The organism is Ferruginibacter albus (assembly GCF_020042285.1).
GTDB lineage: Bacteria > Bacteroidota > Bacteroidia > Chitinophagales > Chitinophagaceae > Ferruginibacter > Ferruginibacter albus.
The window spans coordinates 1,683,696-1,704,749 of sequence record NZ_CP083388.1 but is presented as its reverse complement, the minus strand read 5'-3'; the positions used below and the strand labels follow the sequence as shown (position 1 = coordinate 1,704,749).

Annotated in this window: 13 protein-coding genes; 1 reads left to right on the top strand and 12 read right to left on the bottom strand. The window is 39.7% G+C overall.

Annotation, left to right across the window (positions count from 1 at the left end; translation table 11 throughout):
- Positions 1–125: 125 nt before the first annotated feature.
- Positions 126–1,436 carry a gliding motility-associated C-terminal domain-containing protein gene (locus K9M53_RS07645; protein ID WP_224019038.1) on the top strand — a complete coding sequence of 437 codons (1,311 nt, stop codon included), beginning with the start codon at positions 126–128 and terminating at the stop codon, positions 1,434–1,436.
- A gap of 126 nt (positions 1,437–1,562) precedes the next feature.
- On the opposite strand, the gene rpoC is transcribed toward K9M53_RS07645, so the two are convergent.
- The 12 genes from rpoC to K9M53_RS07585 form a co-directional block, all read right to left on the bottom strand.
- On the bottom strand, positions 1,563–5,855 hold the full coding sequence (rpoC, locus tag K9M53_RS07640) for a DNA-directed RNA polymerase subunit beta' (RefSeq protein ID WP_224019037.1): 4,293 nt from the start codon (positions 5,853–5,855) through the stop codon (positions 1,563–1,565).
- Between the two features lie 159 nt (positions 5,856–6,014).
- On the bottom strand, positions 6,015–9,824 hold the full coding sequence (gene rpoB / locus K9M53_RS07635; RefSeq protein ID WP_224019036.1) for a DNA-directed RNA polymerase subunit beta: 3,810 nt from the start codon (positions 9,822–9,824) through the stop codon (positions 6,015–6,017).
- A 384-nt stretch (positions 9,825–10,208) separates the two neighbouring features.
- Entirely contained in the window at positions 10,209–10,967 is a 759-nt protein-coding gene (locus K9M53_RS07630; protein WP_224019035.1) for an SIMPL domain-containing protein, read from the bottom strand.
- Positions 10,968–11,186: 219 nt separating this feature from the next.
- Positions 11,187–13,367 (bottom strand): FN3 associated domain-containing protein, encoded by a 2,181-nt coding sequence (locus K9M53_RS07625; RefSeq protein ID WP_224019034.1) that lies wholly within the window; start codon positions 13,365–13,367, stop codon positions 11,187–11,189.
- Between the two features lie 98 nt (positions 13,368–13,465).
- On the bottom strand, positions 13,466–14,491 hold the full coding sequence (locus K9M53_RS07620) for a 6-bladed beta-propeller (protein ID WP_224019033.1): 1,026 nt from the start codon (positions 14,489–14,491) through the stop codon (positions 13,466–13,468).
- A gap of 36 nt (positions 14,492–14,527) precedes the next feature.
- Positions 14,528–15,976: a DUF1501 domain-containing protein gene (locus K9M53_RS07615; protein ID WP_224019032.1), complete on the bottom strand. Its 1,449-nt coding sequence runs from the start codon at positions 15,974–15,976 to the stop codon at positions 14,528–14,530.
- A gap of 28 nt (positions 15,977–16,004) precedes the next feature.
- Positions 16,005–18,305, bottom strand: coding sequence for a PSD1 and planctomycete cytochrome C domain-containing protein (locus tag K9M53_RS07610; protein ID WP_224019031.1), 2,301 nt, complete (start codon positions 18,303–18,305; stop codon positions 16,005–16,007).
- A 172-nt stretch (positions 18,306–18,477) separates the two neighbouring features.
- Entirely contained in the window at positions 18,478–18,852 is a 375-nt protein-coding gene (rplL, locus tag K9M53_RS07605) for a 50S ribosomal protein L7/L12 (RefSeq protein ID WP_224019030.1), read from the bottom strand.
- Positions 18,853–18,961: 109 nt separating this feature from the next.
- Positions 18,962–19,594 carry a 50S ribosomal protein L10 gene (gene rplJ / locus K9M53_RS07600; RefSeq protein ID WP_224019029.1) on the bottom strand — a complete coding sequence of 211 codons (633 nt, stop codon included), beginning with the start codon at positions 19,592–19,594 and terminating at the stop codon, positions 18,962–18,964.
- 32 nt (positions 19,595–19,626) lie between these two features.
- A complete protein-coding gene (rplA, locus tag K9M53_RS07595) occupies positions 19,627–20,316 on the bottom strand; it encodes a 50S ribosomal protein L1 (RefSeq protein WP_224019028.1) in 690 nt (229 codons plus the stop codon).
- Positions 20,317–20,341: 25 nt separating this feature from the next.
- Positions 20,342–20,788, bottom strand: coding sequence for a 50S ribosomal protein L11 (gene rplK, locus K9M53_RS07590; RefSeq protein WP_224019027.1), 447 nt, complete (start codon positions 20,786–20,788; stop codon positions 20,342–20,344).
- A 107-nt stretch (positions 20,789–20,895) separates the two neighbouring features.
- The gene (locus K9M53_RS07585) at positions 20,896–21,054 is read right to left on the bottom strand and encodes a hypothetical protein (RefSeq protein ID WP_224019026.1); all 159 of its coding nucleotides are present in this window, start codon (positions 21,052–21,054) and stop codon (positions 20,896–20,898) included.

The window sequence follows — 21,054 nt, the reverse complement described above, 5'->3', positions numbered from 1 at the left end:
CATTTCATATCTCCGCTCTTAAAAAAAGCTTCAGTGCTATCCATTGCATCTCATCAATTCAACAATAGTCGGCTTTATTATCCGCAAAAGAATATCTTTACACAACACAATTATCGAACCCCGAAATGAAACAAGTACTCAGCTTTCTATTCACACTAGCGGCTTTACAGAGCTTTTGCCAGCAACGCATTTTAGTAAAACTATCTAATGGAGACCTATACTCATTAAACGTTCCAAACTGTTCTTCTAAATTTATCGGGTCAACCAATCATGGCTTTGGTGATATCTCCTTTACATCCGATGGCAGGCTTTGGGGCATAGAGAACTTACAGCTATTTCAAATTGATACAACAACAGCGAATGTAACTTTAGTAGGAACCACCGGGCTGGATGCTGTTTCACTTGTTGAATTAAATGATTCCACTTTATTGATGGAAAGCCACCAGGATCTTTATGGAGTACATGTTAGAGATGCTTCCAGCTATTACATCGGGCATATAGGCTACCAGGCTGCCGGAGACTTAACCTGGTATGATAACGATCTGTACCTTACAGCATCAGGACAACTTATTAAGATCGTATTGAATAATACACAAACCCAGGTAATAAGTGCAGCTCCTGTAAATAGCCTAAGCAATCCTATTCCAACATGCGAAGGAAGTGCAACAGGATATTTTCAAAATAACTACAATGCTATCCTTGGCTTTTCAGGGCAGAACGTTTATAAAATTTGTCCTATTGATGGATCTTACACACTTATTTGTCCTTCTATTGTTCCGGATGGCATTAGTGGTGGCGCTACTTTGCGATTACCCGTACAAGTGCCATTGCCTGTAACTTGTGATAAACCAACTGCAGTGTTTTCCAATGTAACAGCCGGTATTTGTGATGGTGAAACCTTGGATGGTCACTCTTTAGCCGGAACTTATACAGATACATTCGTTGCACAGAATGGTGCCGACAGTATTCGCACACTTACACTGCAAAAATTCCCGGCTTTTTCCATTAATATAATTGATTCTATAGGCGATAACGAAGATTATAAACTTCCTTCAGGAGAACTTGTTCACTCTCCCGGCGTTTATAAAAGCACTTTAAAAACTGTCAATGATTGTGACAGCATTATCAATACAACATTGCTTTTAAAAGCCGGCTCTATTTGTTCTATAAAGCCTCCTAAAGTATTTACTCCTAATGGAGATGAAATCAATGACGAGTGGGTTATAGCAAAACCTTATTGTATCAAGCTTATACTAGTAGATGTTTATAATCGTTGGGGAGGACTTGTGTATCATTCTGACAACTATCAAAATGACTGGAATGGAAAATATAATGACAAACCGTTGCCAGATGCTACTTACTATTATGTGATCAGAATACTGTACAGCGACAACACGTTTAAAACGTTAACCGGTAATGTTATTATACTTAGATGATCTGTTCTCTTCTTAAGCACTGACAAATTCTCTCTAAATTATTTATTATAAAAAAAGGAGTAAGAATTAAATCTTACTCCTTCAACTATCATCAGCAAATTAGCAGTTAGCTAATCAGCATATTAATTACTCTTCTTCATCAAAGCTCATCACTTCCTTGGTAGTCATCAGCAATTCATACTCTTCCTTGCTTCCTACTATCATGTTATCAAAGTCACGTAAGCCTGTACCTGCTGGTATTGGGTGACCGGTGATAACGTTTTCTTTCAAGCCTAACATTTCATCCGTTTTACCGTTGATAGCAGCACTGCTTAACACTTTAGTGGTTTCCTGGAACGATGCCGCAGAAATCCAGCTATGTGTGCCTAACGATGCTTTGGTAATACCTAACAATAATGGAGATGATGTAGCAGGACTTGCATCACGGAACTCAACCAGTTTTTTGTCTGTTCTGCGTAAGATAGAGTTTTCTTCACGTACATCACGTAAAGTAACAATCTGTCCTGAACGTAATTTAGAGCTATCACCTGATTCAGTTACCACTTTCTTATCAAAGATGTAATCATTCTCTGCGTTAAAGTCGTGTCTGTCTTCGGTATCTCCTTCTAAGAATTTAGTATCGCCTGCATCTTCAATGGTTACTTTACGCATCATCTGGCGAACGATCACTTCAATGTGCTTGTCGTTGATCTTCACACCTTGTAAACGATATACTTCCTGGATCTCATTCACTACGTACTCTTGTACTGCAAACGGACCTTTAATAGCCAATATATCAGCCGGAGCAATTTGTCCATCAGATAATGGTGAACCTGCTTTTACAAAGTCACCATCCTGTACAAGGATCTGGCGTGTCAATGGAACTAAGTATTTTTTAATAACACCATCTTTTGCTTCCACGATGATCTCACGGTTACCACGTTTGATGTTACCAAAAGTTACCACACCATCAATTTCGCAAACAACAGCAGGGTTACCCGGGTTTCTTGCCTCAAACAATTCTGTTACACGAGGAAGACCTCCGGTGATATCCTTCAATTTGCTTAACACACGAGGAATTTTCACCAACACCTGACCATTCTTCACATCTTCACCATCTTCGATAACGATATGGCTACCTACAGGAAGGTTATAGTTTTTATGTTCTTTTCCTTCAACAGTGATAGAAGGTATCTTTGTTTTATCTTTTGTTTCGATGATCACTTTTTCTTTGTGACCTGTTTGTTCATCAGCTTCTTCACGATACGTAACACCTTCGATAACGCTGTCTAATTTAACCTTACCAACAATTTCAGAAACGATCACATTGTTGAACGGATCCCATGTACAGATAACATCGCCTTTAGCAACTTTCTGTCCATCTTTTACATTCAGGGTAGCACCGTAAGGAATATTGTTAGTGATCAATAAACGGTCGTTCTTAACATCACTGATACGAACCTCACCCGTACGACCAATTACGATCTGTATTTTTTTACCTTCATTATCTTCGGCAGTTACTGTACGTAAACCATCAAACTGGATAGTACCATCAAATTTAGCAGGCAATGTAGATTCAACCGAAGCCGAACCAGCCACACCACCCACGTGGAAGGTACGAAGTGTTAACTGCGTACCGGGCTCACCAATACTTTGTGCAGCAATGATACCTACTGCATCACCTTTCTGCGCCAAATAACCGGTAGCCAGGTTTTTACCATAACATTTCACACACACACCACGTTTGCTTTCGCAAGTCAATACAGAGCGTATTTCAACGGTTTCAATTCCTGCATCTTCAATTTTCTTAGCAACATCAGCGTCAATTTCTTCGCCGGCGCTAATTAATAATTCTTCCGTCACAGGATCAAAAACATGATGCAATGACATACGACCTGCTATTCTATCGCTCAATGGTTCAATAATATCTTCATTATCTTTTAATGCTGAAGTTGCAATACCACGCAATGTGCCGCAATCTTCATCATTGATAACAACATCCTGAGAAACGTCCACCAAACGACGGGTCAAGTAACCGGCATCGGCTGTTTTCAACGCTGTATCCGCCAAACCTTTACGGGCACCATGCGTAGAGATAAAGTATTCCAATACATTCAATCCATCTTTAAAGTTGGAAAGGATCGGGTTTTCAATGATCTCACTTCCTGATGAACCTGATTTACGTGGTTTAGCCATCAACCCCCTGATACCAGCCAACTGTTTAATCTGTTGCTTGCTACCACGTGCACCTGAATCCAACATCATATAAACAGAGTTGAACCCTTGCTTATCTGCTGCCAGTTCACGTATCAACGTTTCAGTGATCCTGGTATCCACACGGCTCCAGATATCTACTGTTTGGTTATAACGTTCGTTATTGGTGATAAGCCCCATATTGTAGTTTTCCCAAACTTCTTCAACCTCTACAGTGGCATTATCAATTAATTCTTGCTTAACAGCAGGAATGATAAGATCATTAATATTGAACGACAAACCGCCTTTGAACGCCATACGGTATCCTAATGTTTTAATATCATCCAGGAACTTGGCAGTAGTTGGAATGTTTGTCCATTTAATAATATCACCAATAATCTCTCTTAACGATTTTTTGGTCAACAACGCATTTACGAAACCTGCACCTTTAGGTACATGCTGGTTGAATATTACACGACCAACAGTTGTTTCGATCAATTTATTCTCAATCTCACCGTTGGGGTTACGAACATTTACTTTCACCCTGATCCCTGCATGTAAGTCAACTTGCTTTTCATTGTAAGCAATGATAACTTCTTCAGCTGAATAGAATGCTTTGTTTTCTCCTTTTACAGGTTCTTCCGGAGTTGATTTTTTTCCTTTAGTGATGTAGTACAATCCCAACACCATATCCTGAGAAGGAAGTGTGATAGGCGTACCGTTCTGAGGATTCAAAATGTTATGAGATGATAACATCAACATTTGTGCTTCCAAAACGGCAGCGTTGCTCAAAGGCACGTGAACCGCCATCTGGTCACCATCAAAATCCGCGTTGAATGCCGTTGTTACCAACGGGTGTAATTGAATCGCTTTACCTTCAATCAACTTAGGCTGGAAAGCCTGTATTGACAAACGGTGAAGTGTTGGGGCACGGTTTAACATTACCGGGTGACCCTTCAATATATTTTCCAGGATATCCCAAATAACAGCTTCTTTTTTATCAACTAATTTTCTGGCTGATTTTACTGTTTTTACAATACCTCTTTCAATTAATTTACGAATGATAAATGGCTTGAATAATTCTGCAGCCATATCTTTTGGTAAACCACATTCGTGCATTTTCAATTCAGGACCAACCACGATAACCGAACGACCGGAATAGTCAACACGTTTACCTAATAAGTTCTGACGGAAACGCCCTTGCTTACCTTTCAATACATCGCTCAATGATTTCAACGCACGTCCACCTTCTGCTTTAACAGCATTTGATTTACGGCTGTTGTCAAACAATGAATCGATCGCTTCCTGTAACATACGTTTTTCATTACGTAAGATCACTTCAGGAGCTTTAATTTCTAATAATCTTTTTAAACGATTATTACGGATGATCACACGACGATATAGATCGTTCAGATCAGATGATGCAAAACGACCGCCATCCAAAGGAACTAACGGACGCAATTCCGGTGGAATAACAGGAATGTATTGCATTACCATCCATTCAGGACGGTTGTTGATTCTTGTATTAGCATCACGGAAACTTTCTACAACGCTCAAACGCTTTAATGCATCTGCTTTACGTTGTTGAGATGTTTCGTTAGCTGCAGCGTTACGCAGATCAAAGCTTAATTGGTCAAGGTCGATGCGTTGCAATAGATCATGCACCGCTTCTGCTCCCATTTTAGCAATGAACTTGTTCGGATCTTCATCAGGAAGATACTGGTTGTCTTTTGGCAACGTGTCCAAGATATCCAAATATTCTTCTTCAGTTAAAAGATCTCCGAAGTTTTGTCCTTTATCTGCACGAATACCGCTTTGAATAACTACAAAGCGTTCGTAGTAAATGATTGTTTCTAATTTTTTAGAGCTCATCCCCAACAAATAACCGATCTTGTTAGGTAATGATTTAAAATACCAAATGTGAACTACAGGAACCACCAGTTTGATGTGTCCCATTCTTTCACGACGAACTTTCTTTTCTGTTACTTCCACACCGCAACGGTCGCACACAATACCCTTGTAACGGATACGCTTGTACTTTCCGCAAGCACATTCGTAATCCTTTACCGGACCAAAAATCCTTTCGCAGAACAAACCATCTCTTTCAGGCTTGTACGTACGATAGTTAATGGTTTCAGGCTTCAACACTTCACCAAAGCTTTTTTCCAAAATGCTATCAGGCGAAGCCAAACCTATTGTAATCTGTGAAAACGTAGAACGGGGGCGATTTTCTTTTTTGAAAGCCATATTTGTAATTAATAATTAGTAATTAATAATTGATAATTTCTGTAGATCGTTTTTGATCCTCTTTGAAATCATCTTTTGTTCGTCAGATCGTGAGACGTTAGTCGTCAATCGTGAAATGGCAAACATGAATCATTCACGTTTCACCTCTCACGCTTCACGTTATTCAAACGTCAGATCCAATCCCAAACCTCTCAACTCATGCACCAATACATTGAACGATTCCGGAATACCGGGCTTAGGTATGTTCTCTCCTTTTACAATCGATTCGTACGCTTTTGCTCTTCCGATAATATCATCCGATTTCAACGTCAATAACTCTTGTAAAATATTAGATGCACCATAAGCTTCCAATGCCCACACTTCCATTTCACCAAAACGCTGACCACCGAATTGAGCTTTACCGCCCAAAGGTTGTTGTGTGATCAAGCTGTATGGCCCGATAGAACGAGCGTGCATTTTATCATCCACCATATGGTGAAGTTTAATCACGTAGATGATACCAACGGTTGCTTTTTGGTCAAAGCGTTCGCCGGTTTCGCCATCATATAAATACGTGTGACCAAACTTAGGTAATTGAGCTTTTTCAATTTGATCAGCAATTTCATCTACACTCGCACCATCAAAGATCGGAGTAGCGAATTTGCATCCTAATTTTTCACCAGCCCAGCCTAATACGGTTTCGTAGATCTGTCCAAGGTTCATACGACTAGGTACACCCAATGGATTCAATACGATATCAACCGGAGTTCCATCTTCCAGGAAAGGCATATCTTCCTGGCGAACGATCTTAGCCACAATACCCTTGTTACCGTGACGACCCGCCATCTTATCTCCCACTTTCAACTTACGTTTAACGGCAAGATATACTTTAGCTAATTTCAATACACCTGCAGGTAATTCATCCCCGATGCTGATGTTGAATTTTTCTCTCTTATAACGACCTAACTCTTCGTTGTAACGGATGTTGTAGTTATGCAACAACACGTTGATCAGATCATCCACTTTCGCATCACCTGTCCAGTTTAATGGATTTACGTTCAGGTAATCGATGTTAGATAAATTCTTTTGATTGAACTTAGCGCCTTTACCGATCAATACTTCACCGAAATTATTGCTGATACCTGCAGAAGCATGGTTTGTCAATAATACCTGTAGCTTGTTGATCAATAATTCTAAAATATCTGCTTCGTTCTTTTCGTGAACTTTTTCAATTTTTTCCAGGCTTGCTTTTTCACGAACTTTTGAGTTCTTATCTTTCTTAGCACGTTGGAATAATTTTTTACCGATCACCACACCTTCTGTACCACTTGGTGCTTTTAAAGATGCATCTTTAGCATCACCCGCTTTATCACCGAAGATGGCACGTAATAGCTTTTCTTCCGGTGTAGGATCACTTTCTCCTTTAGGAGTGATCTTACCGATGATGATATCGCCTTCTTTAATATGTGCTCCAATACGGATGATACCGTTTTGGTCTAGGTCTTTTGTTGCTTCTTCACTTACGTTCGGAATATCCGGCGTCAATTCTTCTTCGCCCAGTTTTGTATCACGTACTTCCGTTTCAAACTCACTGATATGGATAGAAGTGAACCAATCGTCTTTTACCACTTTTTCAGAGATAACGATCGCATCCTCGAAGTTGTACCCTTTCCAAGGCATGAACGCTACTTTCAGGTTACGTCCCAACGCCATTTCACCACCTTTGGTTGCATAACCTTCGGTTAAGAAATCGCCTTCCACTACTTTCTGTCCTTTTACCACCGCAGGACGTAAGTTGATACATGTTTCCTGGTTGGTACGAACGAATTTTGTCAGTTTGTAAACTTTCAAGTCTTCTTCAAAGCTTACCAATTGTTGTGTTTCGTTCCTATTATAACGTACATGAATTTCGTTTGCATCTACATACTCTACCACACCGTTTCCTTCTGCATGCACCTGGATCCTTGCATCACGGGCAGCTTTACCTTCCAACCCTGTTCCTACTACCGGAACTTCAGGAAGGATCAATGGTACAGCCTGGCGTTGCATGTTCGATCCCATCAACGCACGGTTAGCATCATCATGCTCTAAGAACGGGATCAATGAAGCGCTCAAACCAACAATTTGGTTAGGAGCAACGTCCATGAATTCTACTTCATCTTTTTCCAGGATCGGGAAGTCACCTGTTTGGCGACTCTTGATCTTATCTTCAACGAAGTTTCCTTTATCATCAAGATCGATATTTGCCTGTGCAATTTTCGCTGTATCTTCTTCTTCTGCACTTAAGAAAGTGATCTTCTTCATGTCCACTTTACCATCGGTTACCTTGCGATAAGGTGTTTCGATAAAGCCCATATCATTGATCTTAGCATGTACACAAAGTGTAGAGATCAAACCAATGTTTGGACCTTCCGGTGTTTCGATGGTACACAAACGACCGTAGTGCGAATAGTGTACGTCACGAACCTCGAAACCAGCTCTTTCACGACTTAAACCACCGGGTCCTAACGCTGAGATACGACGTTTGTGCGTAATTTCAGAAAGAGGATTTGTTTGATCTAAGAACTGTGATAGCTGAGAAGTTCCGAAGAAAGAGTTGATAACTGAGGACAATGTTCTTGCATTGATCAGATCTACCGGGGTAAATACCTCGTTGTCACGTACGTTCATTCTTTCACGAATGGTACGAGCCATACGAGCCAAACCAACACCGAACTGTGCATACAATTGTTCGCCAACGGTACGTACACGACGGTTGCTTAAGTGATCAATATCATCTACTTCACTCTTACCGTTGGTTAATAATACCAGGTATTTAATGATAGAGATGATGTCTTCTTTTGTTAATACTTTTTTCTCTAAAGGATAATTTAAGCCTAAGCGACGGTTGATCTTATAACGGCCTACTTCACCCAGATCATACCGTTTATCACTGAAGAATAATTTATCAATGATCCCTCTAGCAGTTTCATTATCAGGAGCATCTGCACCACGCAATTGACGATAAATGTGCTGAACCGCCTCCAATTCACTGTTAGAAGTATCTTTATTTAATGTATTGTAGATGATCGCATAATCACCGCTTACTTCTTCTTTTTGAACGAATACGCTCTTCACTTCCATCTCAACGATCATTGCGATGTTCTCTTCATCCAACACGGTATCACGCTCCAATACGATCTCGTTACGTTCAATACTTACCACCTCACCGGTATCTTCATCCACAAAATCTTCTACCCATGTACGTAATACACGAGCAGCTAAACGTTTGCCGATATATTTTTCCAATGATTTTTTAGAAACCTGTACTTCATCCGCCATACCAAACAGTTCAAGGATGTCTTTATCTGTTTCGTAGCCGATAGAACGCAATAAGGTAGTTACAGGGAATTTTTTCTTACGGTCAATGTAAGCATACATTACATTATTAATGTCTGTAGCAAACTCCATCCACGCTCCTTTGAAAGGAATTACCCTTGCAGAGTAGATCTTTGTTCCGTTTGGATGGATCGATTGACCGAAGAATACGCCCGGTGAACGGTGTAATTGAGAAACCACTACACGCTCAGCACCGTTGATAACGAATGTACCACGGGGAGTCATGTAAGGAATGTTACCTAAGAACACATCCTGAACAATTGTCTGGAAATCTACGTGTTCTTCATCATTACAGCTTAAGCGAAGCTTTGCTTTCAGAGGAACCGCATAGGTCAACCCTCTTTCAATACATTCTTCGATAGTGTAACGCGGAGGATCTACGAAGTAATCCAAAAATTCCAATACGAAAATGTTGCGGGTGTCGGTAATAGGAAAATTTTCCTTGAACACACGGAACAGCCCTTCGTTGTTACGTTTATCGGGCGTGGTCTCTAACTGGAAAAAATCTTTAAACGATTGAATCTGGATTCCGAGCAAATCGGGAGTTTCCGCTAAGTGCTCAATCTTTCCGAAATTGATACGCTTAGCAGCAGGTGATTTTGTTGCAGACATATTGTAATTAAAACGTTTTATAACTGAGAAGGTTCTCTAATTTTGGACAAAGCATCTAACACAAACACTAAGCCGAAATTAAAGGACGGCAAAGTTAACAAAATCATTTTATATTACCGCCAAAAATTTTTATGTTTTTTTGAGATTGGTAAGATTTTTGTTTAGGGGCGACGAATTGGAGATTTTTACAATATGTAATGCATGAAATTGTACACTTTTTAAGGTTATAAGCGGAGGAGTCTGCCCTGTTATTTGTTACTAAAATTAATACGGATCATTAATCATCCACCATTCTACCAAAAAATAAAACCCCTGCTCTTAGGGGTTTTTATTTGAAGCAATCTATCTTGTAAAAAAACTTGCGAATTGTAAAAGAAAAATATCTTAATCCAGTTCATACGTTAACCGAACAGTAATGCGTGCTGTTTTTGCTTTACTGTACGTGTCATTATTACCTCCATAACTATCTTCTTCAACAGATCCTTTTCCTGTAATTTGAAAAACACCCATGCTGGCATCTTTCAGTTTACCCAGTCTGCCGTCGGCTGTTCGTACAATTTTTTGCGCTCTTTCTTTTGCATCCTGCGATGCTTTTTCGATCAGGTTATGTTTAAGGCTTGGCAGATCTGAATAGGTATATTGAACAGCATTGCTGTTGAATTCGATACCGGAGTTGATCAGCTCTGCTGTATGGTCTATCACGTCTTCTATCTTTTTCATCAACGCCGGATTTTTTATACCTACAAAGTTTACAGTTTGTGTAGCTGTATAACCATCAAAAACTTGTTCCGTTTTGGTAACATTGTTTTCCGATTCAAGCGTGATGGTTCGATACGCTTTATCAAAGTTTACACCACCAAACGAAAATTCATTCTCTTTAAATCCTTTTGAAATAAAAAATGTCTTTACTTTTTCTTTATCGGCACTGATGAGGTTGTAAGCATCTTTGGCTTCCGTGGCTTTTGTACTAAAGCTACCCGACCAGGAAATTTCGTCGGAGGTAAAATCTACGGATCCTAAGCCGGTTACAGAAATAGAGTCTTGTGCGGCATTACGGTTTTTAAAAGACTTACCAAGGATAAGTGCAGTTAAAACAATAGCCAGACCGATGATGGCTGGCTTAAGAAAGGAACTATCTTTCATAGTAATAAATTTATTGAATCAAATATAAATATGAAATAATACTTCTTGTATAATAAAGTATTGTTAAATCAGCTACGTTACAGCTTTTATTGTAATTAAGTACAATAACAAAGCGTTGCCTGTTATGCTTTCCAAATATAGCACTATAGAACATACTAATTTATACAGCTATTAATTTACTCCATCAATAAGGGCGGTTCAGTTTATTTTGTAGGCTTCTTAATTCACCATTATCTCATCTAAAAATATCCAGCCCTTTTCTTTTTTATCATGAAGTATTTCGGGCAATTGGCTTACAGGTATTGCCACCACTTTTATTACCTTAAGTTTTCGGATAGGGAAATCAACGGTAAATGCTTTGGAATAAGCCGGGGAAGCAACAGCGGGTTGCCCTGGTGTTGTTCTTGTCAATAGTTTTAATGAATGAGCGTTATCGCCGCCCCAAATTTCTATTTTTTGTGGAGGCAATATATAATTGCCGATATCCATTAGTACACTGAAGCCAATAGAGTGAACGTTTTGTGGCGTATTAAAAAACAAATAAGCTTCCAATACATTGTCTTTGTAACCAACCCATTCAGGTGTGCTAAAAAATGCCGGGTTGCCGGTCATTCCGTCAATAAAGCTTTTACCGCCTTGAGCATTCGATATATATTGAGGATTTGGTTGGGTTACCAGTTGAATGCTGTCTATCTTAATACTATCCTTGTAAAAATTGGCAGTAACTACATCACTATTTATCCATCCTTTTAAATAGGCTTTCGCAGCAATGGAACTTGTTTTAGTAAATACGATCGGCTCTTTATAAACGGGAGAAAGACTATCGGGTTGAGTGCCATCAATTGTATAATGAATTAAAGCCGCTCTAACAGGACTCTTAAGCGTAATGGATATAGAGCTTGCAAAGATCTTTTTATGATCATCAATTATAGGATTGCTGAGTTTGGCAATTACTGTATCTCCGTCGTACCCCAGGTCAATATTCGTTTTTGAAAAATTGGCTTTTACTGTTGCCAGGTCTTTGGTGGTAATGGTTGTATTCCAAATTTCTAAAGATCGAAGTTTTTTAAGTTGAGATAAAGCTTTTAATGAACTTATGGAAACAGCCGTTCCGGAAAGCGATAAGTGTTGCAGTTGTTGTAGTGTTGACAGGTATTTTAATCCATCGCCTTTAACAGCTGTAAAAGATAAATTAAGGTCTCTTAAATTTGTGAACCCTCCTATTACTTTCAGATCTTCATCTGTAACAGGCATCTTATTCAATTGTAGTGATACGATATTGTTTTTTATTTTATCCAGCTCTTTTACCTGATCATTTTTAAACTGGGCTATTCCAAAAAAACTTACAGTCAATGCCGGTGATCCTGTTGCGATGGGCTCTACTACCCTATATGCGGTATTTAATGTTGAAATAAGTTTTTCATCTGCTGCTGCAAAATCGTATTTGTCTTCATCATCATTTTTAAACACCGATGCAGCGATCATGCGCAATGAATCGCCGGGAGAAAGATCGGTTACTTTTTTTGTAAAAGAAGCTCCGCCTTTTATCCATAAATACAGGATCCGTAGTTCCTCGTCTGTTAATTGTGTTTTGCCACCGGGCGGCATGTGCTCTTTATCTTCCAATGGCAAATGAATGCGGTGTAACATCAATCCTAATCCTGCTGCAGTAGTATCCCATAGCTTTCCGCTTTTGCCACCTTTAAGCAACAGTTCCTGTGTTTCCATCACCAGGTCGCCTTTGGCTTTATTGCTATTATGGCAACTTAAACATTTGCTTTCGAAGATGGGTTTTACCAAATGCTGAAAGATAAGAGCATCCTGTAAAGCTACTTTCGGTTGTGCATCACCGGTATGGTAAGGCGCCAGCAAAAACCCCTCGCCATGTGTAATATCCCCTCCTTTATGGCCGGTGATCAATAGTAAGACAGAAATACAGGATCCTAAAGAGATGGCAAGTATCTTACTTCTTCGTATATAGTTTCTACAGCCATACCAGCCGGCACTTACTAAAGAACAGGCAATGCCCAGCCATTTATGTACGGCTATTCCACTGCCGGTATATCCTTGCTCTCTTGATAAAAAAAGTCCCATCAAGGCTGCTATCACTGCCGTAAACGAAGCTGAAAGCAATATCAAGTTGGCAGCGTTCCTAAAAATATTTTCTTTATGGGAAGCTATCACTGTTTCAGCAATAAAAGCTACCAACAACAATACAATAGGAAAATGCAATACCAAAGGATGAGCTCTGCCGAAAACCTGTAGGAAAACAGGCACGTGTAACCGATCTTCAAACAGCAATAAAAAAATCAGCAGGCAGTTAAAAGCTATGCACCAGTTAAAAAGAACAGCTTGCCATTTTTGTTGAGGCGAGGTATAATAATTTCTGAAGATCTTCACGTTTTAAATTATGCCAATATTTAGTGAGCATTAAAATTTGCTGGATTACTGTTTTGGTTTTAACCTGGTCAAAAGCTTTATGGATATGCTTTTGGTAACTACGCTACAGGTTCTAGCTTATACGGATACACCTTATTGGAATTCCATTGTGCTACATACATGTTTTCTTCATCGTCGATACATACATCGTGCGGATAATCGAAAACCTGTAGCGACTGGCACATCTCCTGCAGTTGATCGTTTTCATATACAGGTTCAGTTCCGGCTAAGTTGGATACTACCTTATTGTCTTTATCAAGAATGGTTACAAAGCCGGACTTCTGCCATTGTGAACTATTGCTTTGCAAAACTGCTGAGTATAAATAATCGCCGTGTATTACCGGGCGACATACCCAGGCACCCGGCATATCAATGGTGTCAATATAATTTCCGTTCATAGTGTATCTTTTAAAAGCATTTTGCTGCCGCGATGTTACAATAAGAACAGGTTTGCCATTTCTTTTATCAATACAAATGCCATGTGCATTCAACAAGTGTTGAGGCTGATCGCCCCTGCCGCCGAAGTGCCTGATATAATTCCCTTTGTAATCGTATTGAATGATATAATCTTTTCCGTAGCCATCCACTACATAGATATCGCCGTTCGGCGCAATAATAGTTTCTGTAGGTATGTATTCTTCCGGGTTAGTGTACTTACCTGTTTCTTTAGGATAATCAAGTATAAGCAATACTTTACCATCGATAGTAGTTTTAATTGCCTGGTGTCTTTTATTATCGCAGATAAATAAAACATCGGTTCCGTTTTCATGGAATAAGGTTAGTCCATGTGCGCCCGGATAATCGGTGCCCCATGAGTCGAGGTAGTTCCCATTTTTATCATAGATGATCACATTATTCTTGATCTCGTCTGTCAATAGCAAGATCCTGCCTTTACTGTCCTGTATCATTTCGTGACAGTTGTTAACGGGGTATCTTGATACATCTGCCCTGCTCCAGCGTGTGTTGATCTTATATCGTTTATTATTATGCCCCAAGATCACATCATTCTTTATCATCCATTCCGGGATAGCTAACATACCGATAGCGCTTATCAAAGAATTTTGAAGAAAAGTTTTCCTATCCATAACACTGATTATTTAGATGAATATTTTATCGTTTAATTATGCGATGATATCTTTTACTACTTTACCTGCCACATCTGTAAGGCGATAGCGACGCCCCATATGTTTAAATACGAGCCGCTCATGATCAAGTCCCATCAGGCTCAATGCAGTAGCATGAAAATCGTGTACATGTACCGGATTTGAAATAATATTATATCCAAACTCATCTGTTTCGCCATACACGCCGGGCTTTACGCCACCGCCGGCCATCCACATGGTAAAGCAACGTGGGTGATGATCTCTTCCGTAATTATCTTTTGTAAGTGTGCCCTGGCAATAATTGGTTCTTCCAAATTCACCGCCCCAGATAACCAATGTTTCATCCAACAATCCTCTTTGCTTAAGATCGGTTACCAATGCTGCTGATGCCTGGTCGGTGTCCTTGCATTGTCCTGCTAATTCTTTGGGAAGATTGTTATGTCCATCCCAACCCTGGTGATATAACTGAACAAAACGAACACCATTTTCAGAAAGTTTTCTTGCCAATAAGCAATTGGCGGCATAGGTGCCCGGCACCAAACAATCAGCGCCATATAATTTAATGATAGATTCAGGCTCTTTACTAAGATCGGTCACCTCCGGCACGGCAGTCTGCATGCGATACGCCATCTCGTATTGCTGCACTTTTGTTTTTATTTCAGGATCACCTACTGCATCATAACTTTCATTATTTAATGCATCCAGCTTATCCAACATTTTTCTTCGTTCCTGCTTATCCATTCCATCCGGGTTGTTTAAGTATTGAACAGGATTTTCTCCATTGCTGAACTGAACACCTTGATGGATCGAATCCAAAAAACCATTCGACCATAATTTTGAATACACCCCTTGCCCATTTCCTTTACCTCTTGAAAGCAATACGCAAAACGCAGGGAGATTTTTATTTTCGCTGCCAAGCCCGTAACTAAGCCATGAACCAAAACTTGGGCGGTTGCCCACCTGTGCTCCTGTCTGAAAAAAAGTTAATGCCGGGTCGTGATTGATGGCTTCTGTGTAAAGGCTTTTTACAATACACAAATCATCTACAATGCGGGAGGTATATGGTAATAATTCGCTTAGCCACGCACGATGCTCACCGTATTGAGCAAACTTGAAAATGCTTCCTGCAAGCGGGAATTTAGCCTGGTTGGCGGTCATGCCGGTTAAGCGTTGACCCTGGCGTACAGATTCGGGAAGATCCTGCCCCTGCATTTCCTGCAATTTTGGTTTATACTCAAACAGGTCCAGTTGTGAAGGAGCGCCATTTTGAAACATGTAAATGATACGTTTTGCTTTAGGTGCAAAATGCGGAAGCCCGTTAATAACGGCTTCCTGTACATCTTTACCACTAAACAGATCGGGTATCAATAAGCTTCCCAATGCAGCACCGCCAATACCCATTCCTAATGTGGTCAGGAACCTGCGGCGATTCATATTGAGACCGTATTCATATTCTTCCTTTTCCATGTCATAATTTTTAAAGTGTACCTAAAAACTATATTCTCTCGATCGTTTCCTCCATATTGTAGATCACATTGATCACACGCATGAGCGAAGCGGCTTTTACTATATTGCCAACGCTATTATTATGAGGATATTCACCCACATTTAATATCTTGTTTGCTTCCGTTTTATTATTGCTTAGTAAAGAATATTGCTCTTTATAATATTGAGTCAATACGTTCAATTCTTTTGCATCAGGTTCTCTGCATAGAATGCTTTTAAAAGCCGTAACAATTGTGTGATCTGTATCTTTATCTTTTGTCGAAAGGTTTTCTGCAAACACCCGTGAAGCTTCTAACACGGTTGGATCGTTCATCATCATCAATGCCTGTAAAGGCGTATTGGTTGTTAACCGTTTTACTTCACATTGATCCCGGTTGCTGGCATCAAAAATTATCATAGATGGCGGAGGAACTGTTAACTTAATAAAAGTATAAACCCCTCTCCTGTACAGATCTTCTCCTGTACTTTGCCGGTAGGATACCAGCGCTCCTCTTCCGGCAGTAGCGCCTTCCCAAAGTCCTTTGGGCTGGTAGGGTTTTACACTTGGTCCTCCAATTGTTTTATTAAGAAGCGCACTGCTTTCCAAAACAATATCCCTTATCGTTTCTGCCGGCATTCTTATACGTGAAGCACGCGTATAATAGAGATTATCCGGATCTTTTTCCAATTGTTCTTTTGAAATAGTTGACGATTGACGATAAGTTGCAGACATCACCATTTTTTTGACAAGCCTTTTTATATCCCAGCCATGCTCCATAAAATCTACTGCCAGCCAATCCAACAATTCAGGATGTGTTGGAAGATTTCCCTGCATGCCAAAATCGCCAACGGATTTTACAATGCCTTTGCCAAAAAACTGTTCCCATAGCTGGTTAACGAAAACACGTGCTGTTAGAGGATTTTGTTTATCAACTGTCCATTTAGCAAGCCCCAACCTGTTTCTTTCAAATGTTGTAGTATCAAACTTCATTACTGCGGGTATTGCCGAGGCAGTCACCATATCCCCATGTTGATCGTACACACCGCGTTTTAAAATATAACTGGGTCGTATGGTATCACCCATTACGGATACCTTGATCAGCCCTGTATCTTTCCGGTTAATAAACATCAGCAGGCTTTTTGTATCGCTGTCGGTAATATTTAATATAGGAGTTTTAGCAGGGCCTGAACCAACAAGACCTTCCAGTCCTTTTTCACTGCTGTTATTAAAAAAAGCAAATAAGCTATAGTAATCTTTTTGTGAGAAAGGGTCGTACTTATGATCATGACATTGTGCACATTCTACCGTTAGTGCAAGTATGCCTCTAGTATACGTTTTCACTTTATCCATGTTGTATTGCACCCGGTATTCTTCCGGTATTATACCCCCTTCTTCTGATATTTTATGATTGCGAAGAAAAGCAGTTGCAAGCACCTGTTCTTTTGAGGCATTGGGAAGCATATCACCTGCAAGCTGCCAGGTCAGGAATTTATCATAAGGCATATTTTCATTAAAAGCGTGAATTACCCAATCTCTATACGGCCATTGTGTCCTGATATCATCATCCTGGTATCCATAGCTATCGGCATATCTGGAAACATCCAACCAATGAATGGCCATTTTTTCTCCATATTGAGGGCTGGCTAATAATTTATCGACTGTTTTTTCATATGCTGCTTCGCTATTGTTTTTATTAAATTCTTCTTGCATTTGCAGATCAGGAAGCAAGCCGGTGAGATCTAAGGATAATCGTTTTAATAATGTTGCTTTATCAGCCTCTTCATTGTGTTTTAGTCCATATGCTTCCTGTCTTTTTGCAACGAAATAATCTATTTCATTTTTAGCCCATTTTTCATCTTCAATTTTGGGTAATGCTATTTTCTGTGGAGGAATGAAAGCCCAGTGTTTTTCATATTTGGCGCCTTGTTTTATCCACTTGGTTAAAATGGTAATTTGCTTTTCATCGAGTAACCCTAAATGAGATGCTGGTGTTGGCATTTGATAAGAAGGATCGATTGACGTTATTCTTTTGATCAATTCTGATGCTTCAGGTTTTCCGTCAACAATAGCAAAAGCCCCTTTGCTATCTCTTAAAGGGGCTTTTGCAGAAGCTTCAATATCTAATCTTAATCCGGCTTCCTGGTGGTTTTTATCAGGACCATGACATGAAAAACATTTATCGGAAAGTATCGGGCGAACATCAAAGTTGTAGCTAATAATATCAGAAGTTTTATCTTTTTTTCCTGTTATTACAAAAAATGCAATCAAGACAATGCATAAAATGCCTGTTATAACAATCGCTTTTTTCAAATTATCTTTTTTAACTACACAAACAATACGTCATCAGGCAAGTTGCAAACGCTATTACACATGACTACAATAAAGACAATTGAAAAGTGACTAAGGAGTACAAACAACTAAAAAAAGCTTCAATAAAAAACCCCGGCAAGCCGGGGTTTCAAAATTTTATCTTGAAAAGAAATTAAGCAATTTCAACTTCAGCGCCAGCTTCAGTTAATTTAGCTTTAAGATCGTCAGCAGTAGCTTTATCTACACCTTCTTTCAAAGGTTTAGGAGCGCCATCTACTAAATCTTTCGCTTCTTTCAATCCTAATCCGGTTAATTCTTTAACGATCTTAACAACAGCTAATTTGTTACCACCAGCCGCTTTTAAAATAACGTTGAAAGAAGTTTTTTCTTCAGCAGCAGCTGCACCGCCACCACCGTCAGCACTTACTACTACTGCAGCTGCAGCAGGTTCAATACCGTATTCTGATTTTAAGAATTCAGCTAATTCCTGAACTTCTTTTACTGTTAAGCTTACTAAACTTTCAGCTAATACTTTTACGTCTGCCATGTTGTTTAAATTTTTTCCGCCTTCATTGAATTATCTCCGGCGGAGATGTTTAAAAAAATTTGTTTATGCCTTTTACCATCCGGCCAGGTAATATTTTAAATTAATAAAATTAAGCTTCAGGAGCCGCAGGTGCTTCCGGTGCTGCATCAGCCGCCGGAGCTTCAGGAGCCGCTGGTGCTTCTGCAACTGGTGTTGCTGGAGCTTCCGCAACCGGAGCCGCTGCTTCTACAGTAGCTTCTTCTGCTTTACCGCTTGCTGCATCTTTGTTTTGTAAAGCGCCCAATACACGTTGTATTGGTGATTGTAACAATCCAATTACTTCACCGATCAATTCATTCTTAGTTTTGATCTTAGTTAAAGCAACCAATTGGTTATCGCCTACAAATACATCACCATTAATGAAAGCTGCTTTTAAAACAGGCTTTTCACTGTTCTTTTCCTTACGGAAACCGCTGATGATCATCGCCGGTTCTTTAGGATTTTCGCTGAACAATAAAGCTGTTACTTTATGTAATGAATCGTAAACACCTTCGTATTTAGCCGAATCAATGCTTTCCAATGCTTTTCTGATAAGCGTGTTTTTAGCCACTTTCATTTCAACATTTTTGTCGAAACAATGACGGCGTAACTGGCTTACCTGTGCTACCGTTAAACTTTCTGTATCGGTAATATAGAAATTGTTGTATTGAGAGAACTTACCCTTCAACACTTCTATTACTTCGTTCTTTTCTTGTTTTGTCATAACAAATATTTTTTAGTAATCCTTGGTGGGGATTAGTTTTGAACAGATTTTGTGTCAATTGCAATACCAGGACTCATGCTGCTTGCCATGCTAACCCCTTTCAGGTAAGTACCTTTAGAAGAAGATGGTTTTAATTTGATGATAGCATTGATCAGTTCCTGGCTGTTTTCAGCAATCTTATCAGGTGCAAAACTTACACGACCAATAGAAGCATGAATAATACCTACTTTATCTACTTTAAAAGCGATCTTACCGCCTTTTACTTCATTAACTGCAGCAGCTACATCATTAGTAACCGTACCGGTTTTAGGGTTTGGCATTAAGTTACGAGGACCTAACACTTTACCTAATTTACCGATCTTAGGCATTACAGATGGAGTAGCGATGATAACATCGATATCTGTCCAACCGCCTTCGATCTTTGTAATAAATTCATCCAAGCCAACAAAATCAGCACCGGCAGCCGTTGCAGCAGCTTCCTTATCAGGCGTGCAAAGCACCAATACTTTCTTTGTTTTACCGGTACCGTGTGGTAAAGATACCGTACCACGGATAGCCTGGTCAGCTTTTTTAGGATCAACGCCTAAGCGGATATGTAAATCAACTGAACTGTCGAATTTTGTTGTGTTAACTTCTTTTACCAAGGCAGAAGCTTCCTTTAAGGAATAAGCTTTGTTTTTATCAACCTTAGTATCGGCAACTTTTCTTTTTTTAGTGATCATTGTCTTTAATTATTAAGGTGATAAATTAATTGTTTTCCCAAGGTGCTTTACCTTCTACTGTTAAACCCATGCTGCGTGCAGTACCGGCAACCATGCTCATAGCGCTGTTTAGCGTAAAAGCGTTCAAGTCTGCCATTTTATCTTTAGCGATCTCTTCAACCTGTGCCCAGCTTACTTTACCAACTTTTGCACGATTCGGCTCTTTACTACCACTTTTAATTTTAGCAGCATCCAATAACTGAACGGCAGCCGGTGGAGTTTTGATGATAAACTCGAAAGATTTGTCAGCGAAAACGGTGATTAATACAGGAAGTACTTTTCCTTGTTTATCCTGGGTTCTTGCATTGAATTGCTTACAGAACTCCATGATGTTGATCCCTTTGGAACCTAATGCCGGACCGATTGGCGGTGCCGGGTTGGCTTGTCCTCCTTTGCATTGGAGCTTGACATAGCCGGTAATTTCTTTTGCCATGTAATTGGTTTTTGGTGTTAACGTCGTGGCATTTTACCATGACTCCCAAGTCAAAATTTCTTATAAAGAACTTTTTGGGACGGCAAAAGTAGTAAAATATTGCTGATTTAATAACTTTTTTTTGAAATATATTTTGAGGCTGTCGGCAGCAAACCGTTTATCAGCATTGGTTCGGGCTGTTCGCTTGTAGTGCCTGCCCTGCTTCTGCCCTGTGCACAACGGCAGCTACCGCTTCCATCCCCCAGCCGGTAGGCTATAGAAAACAT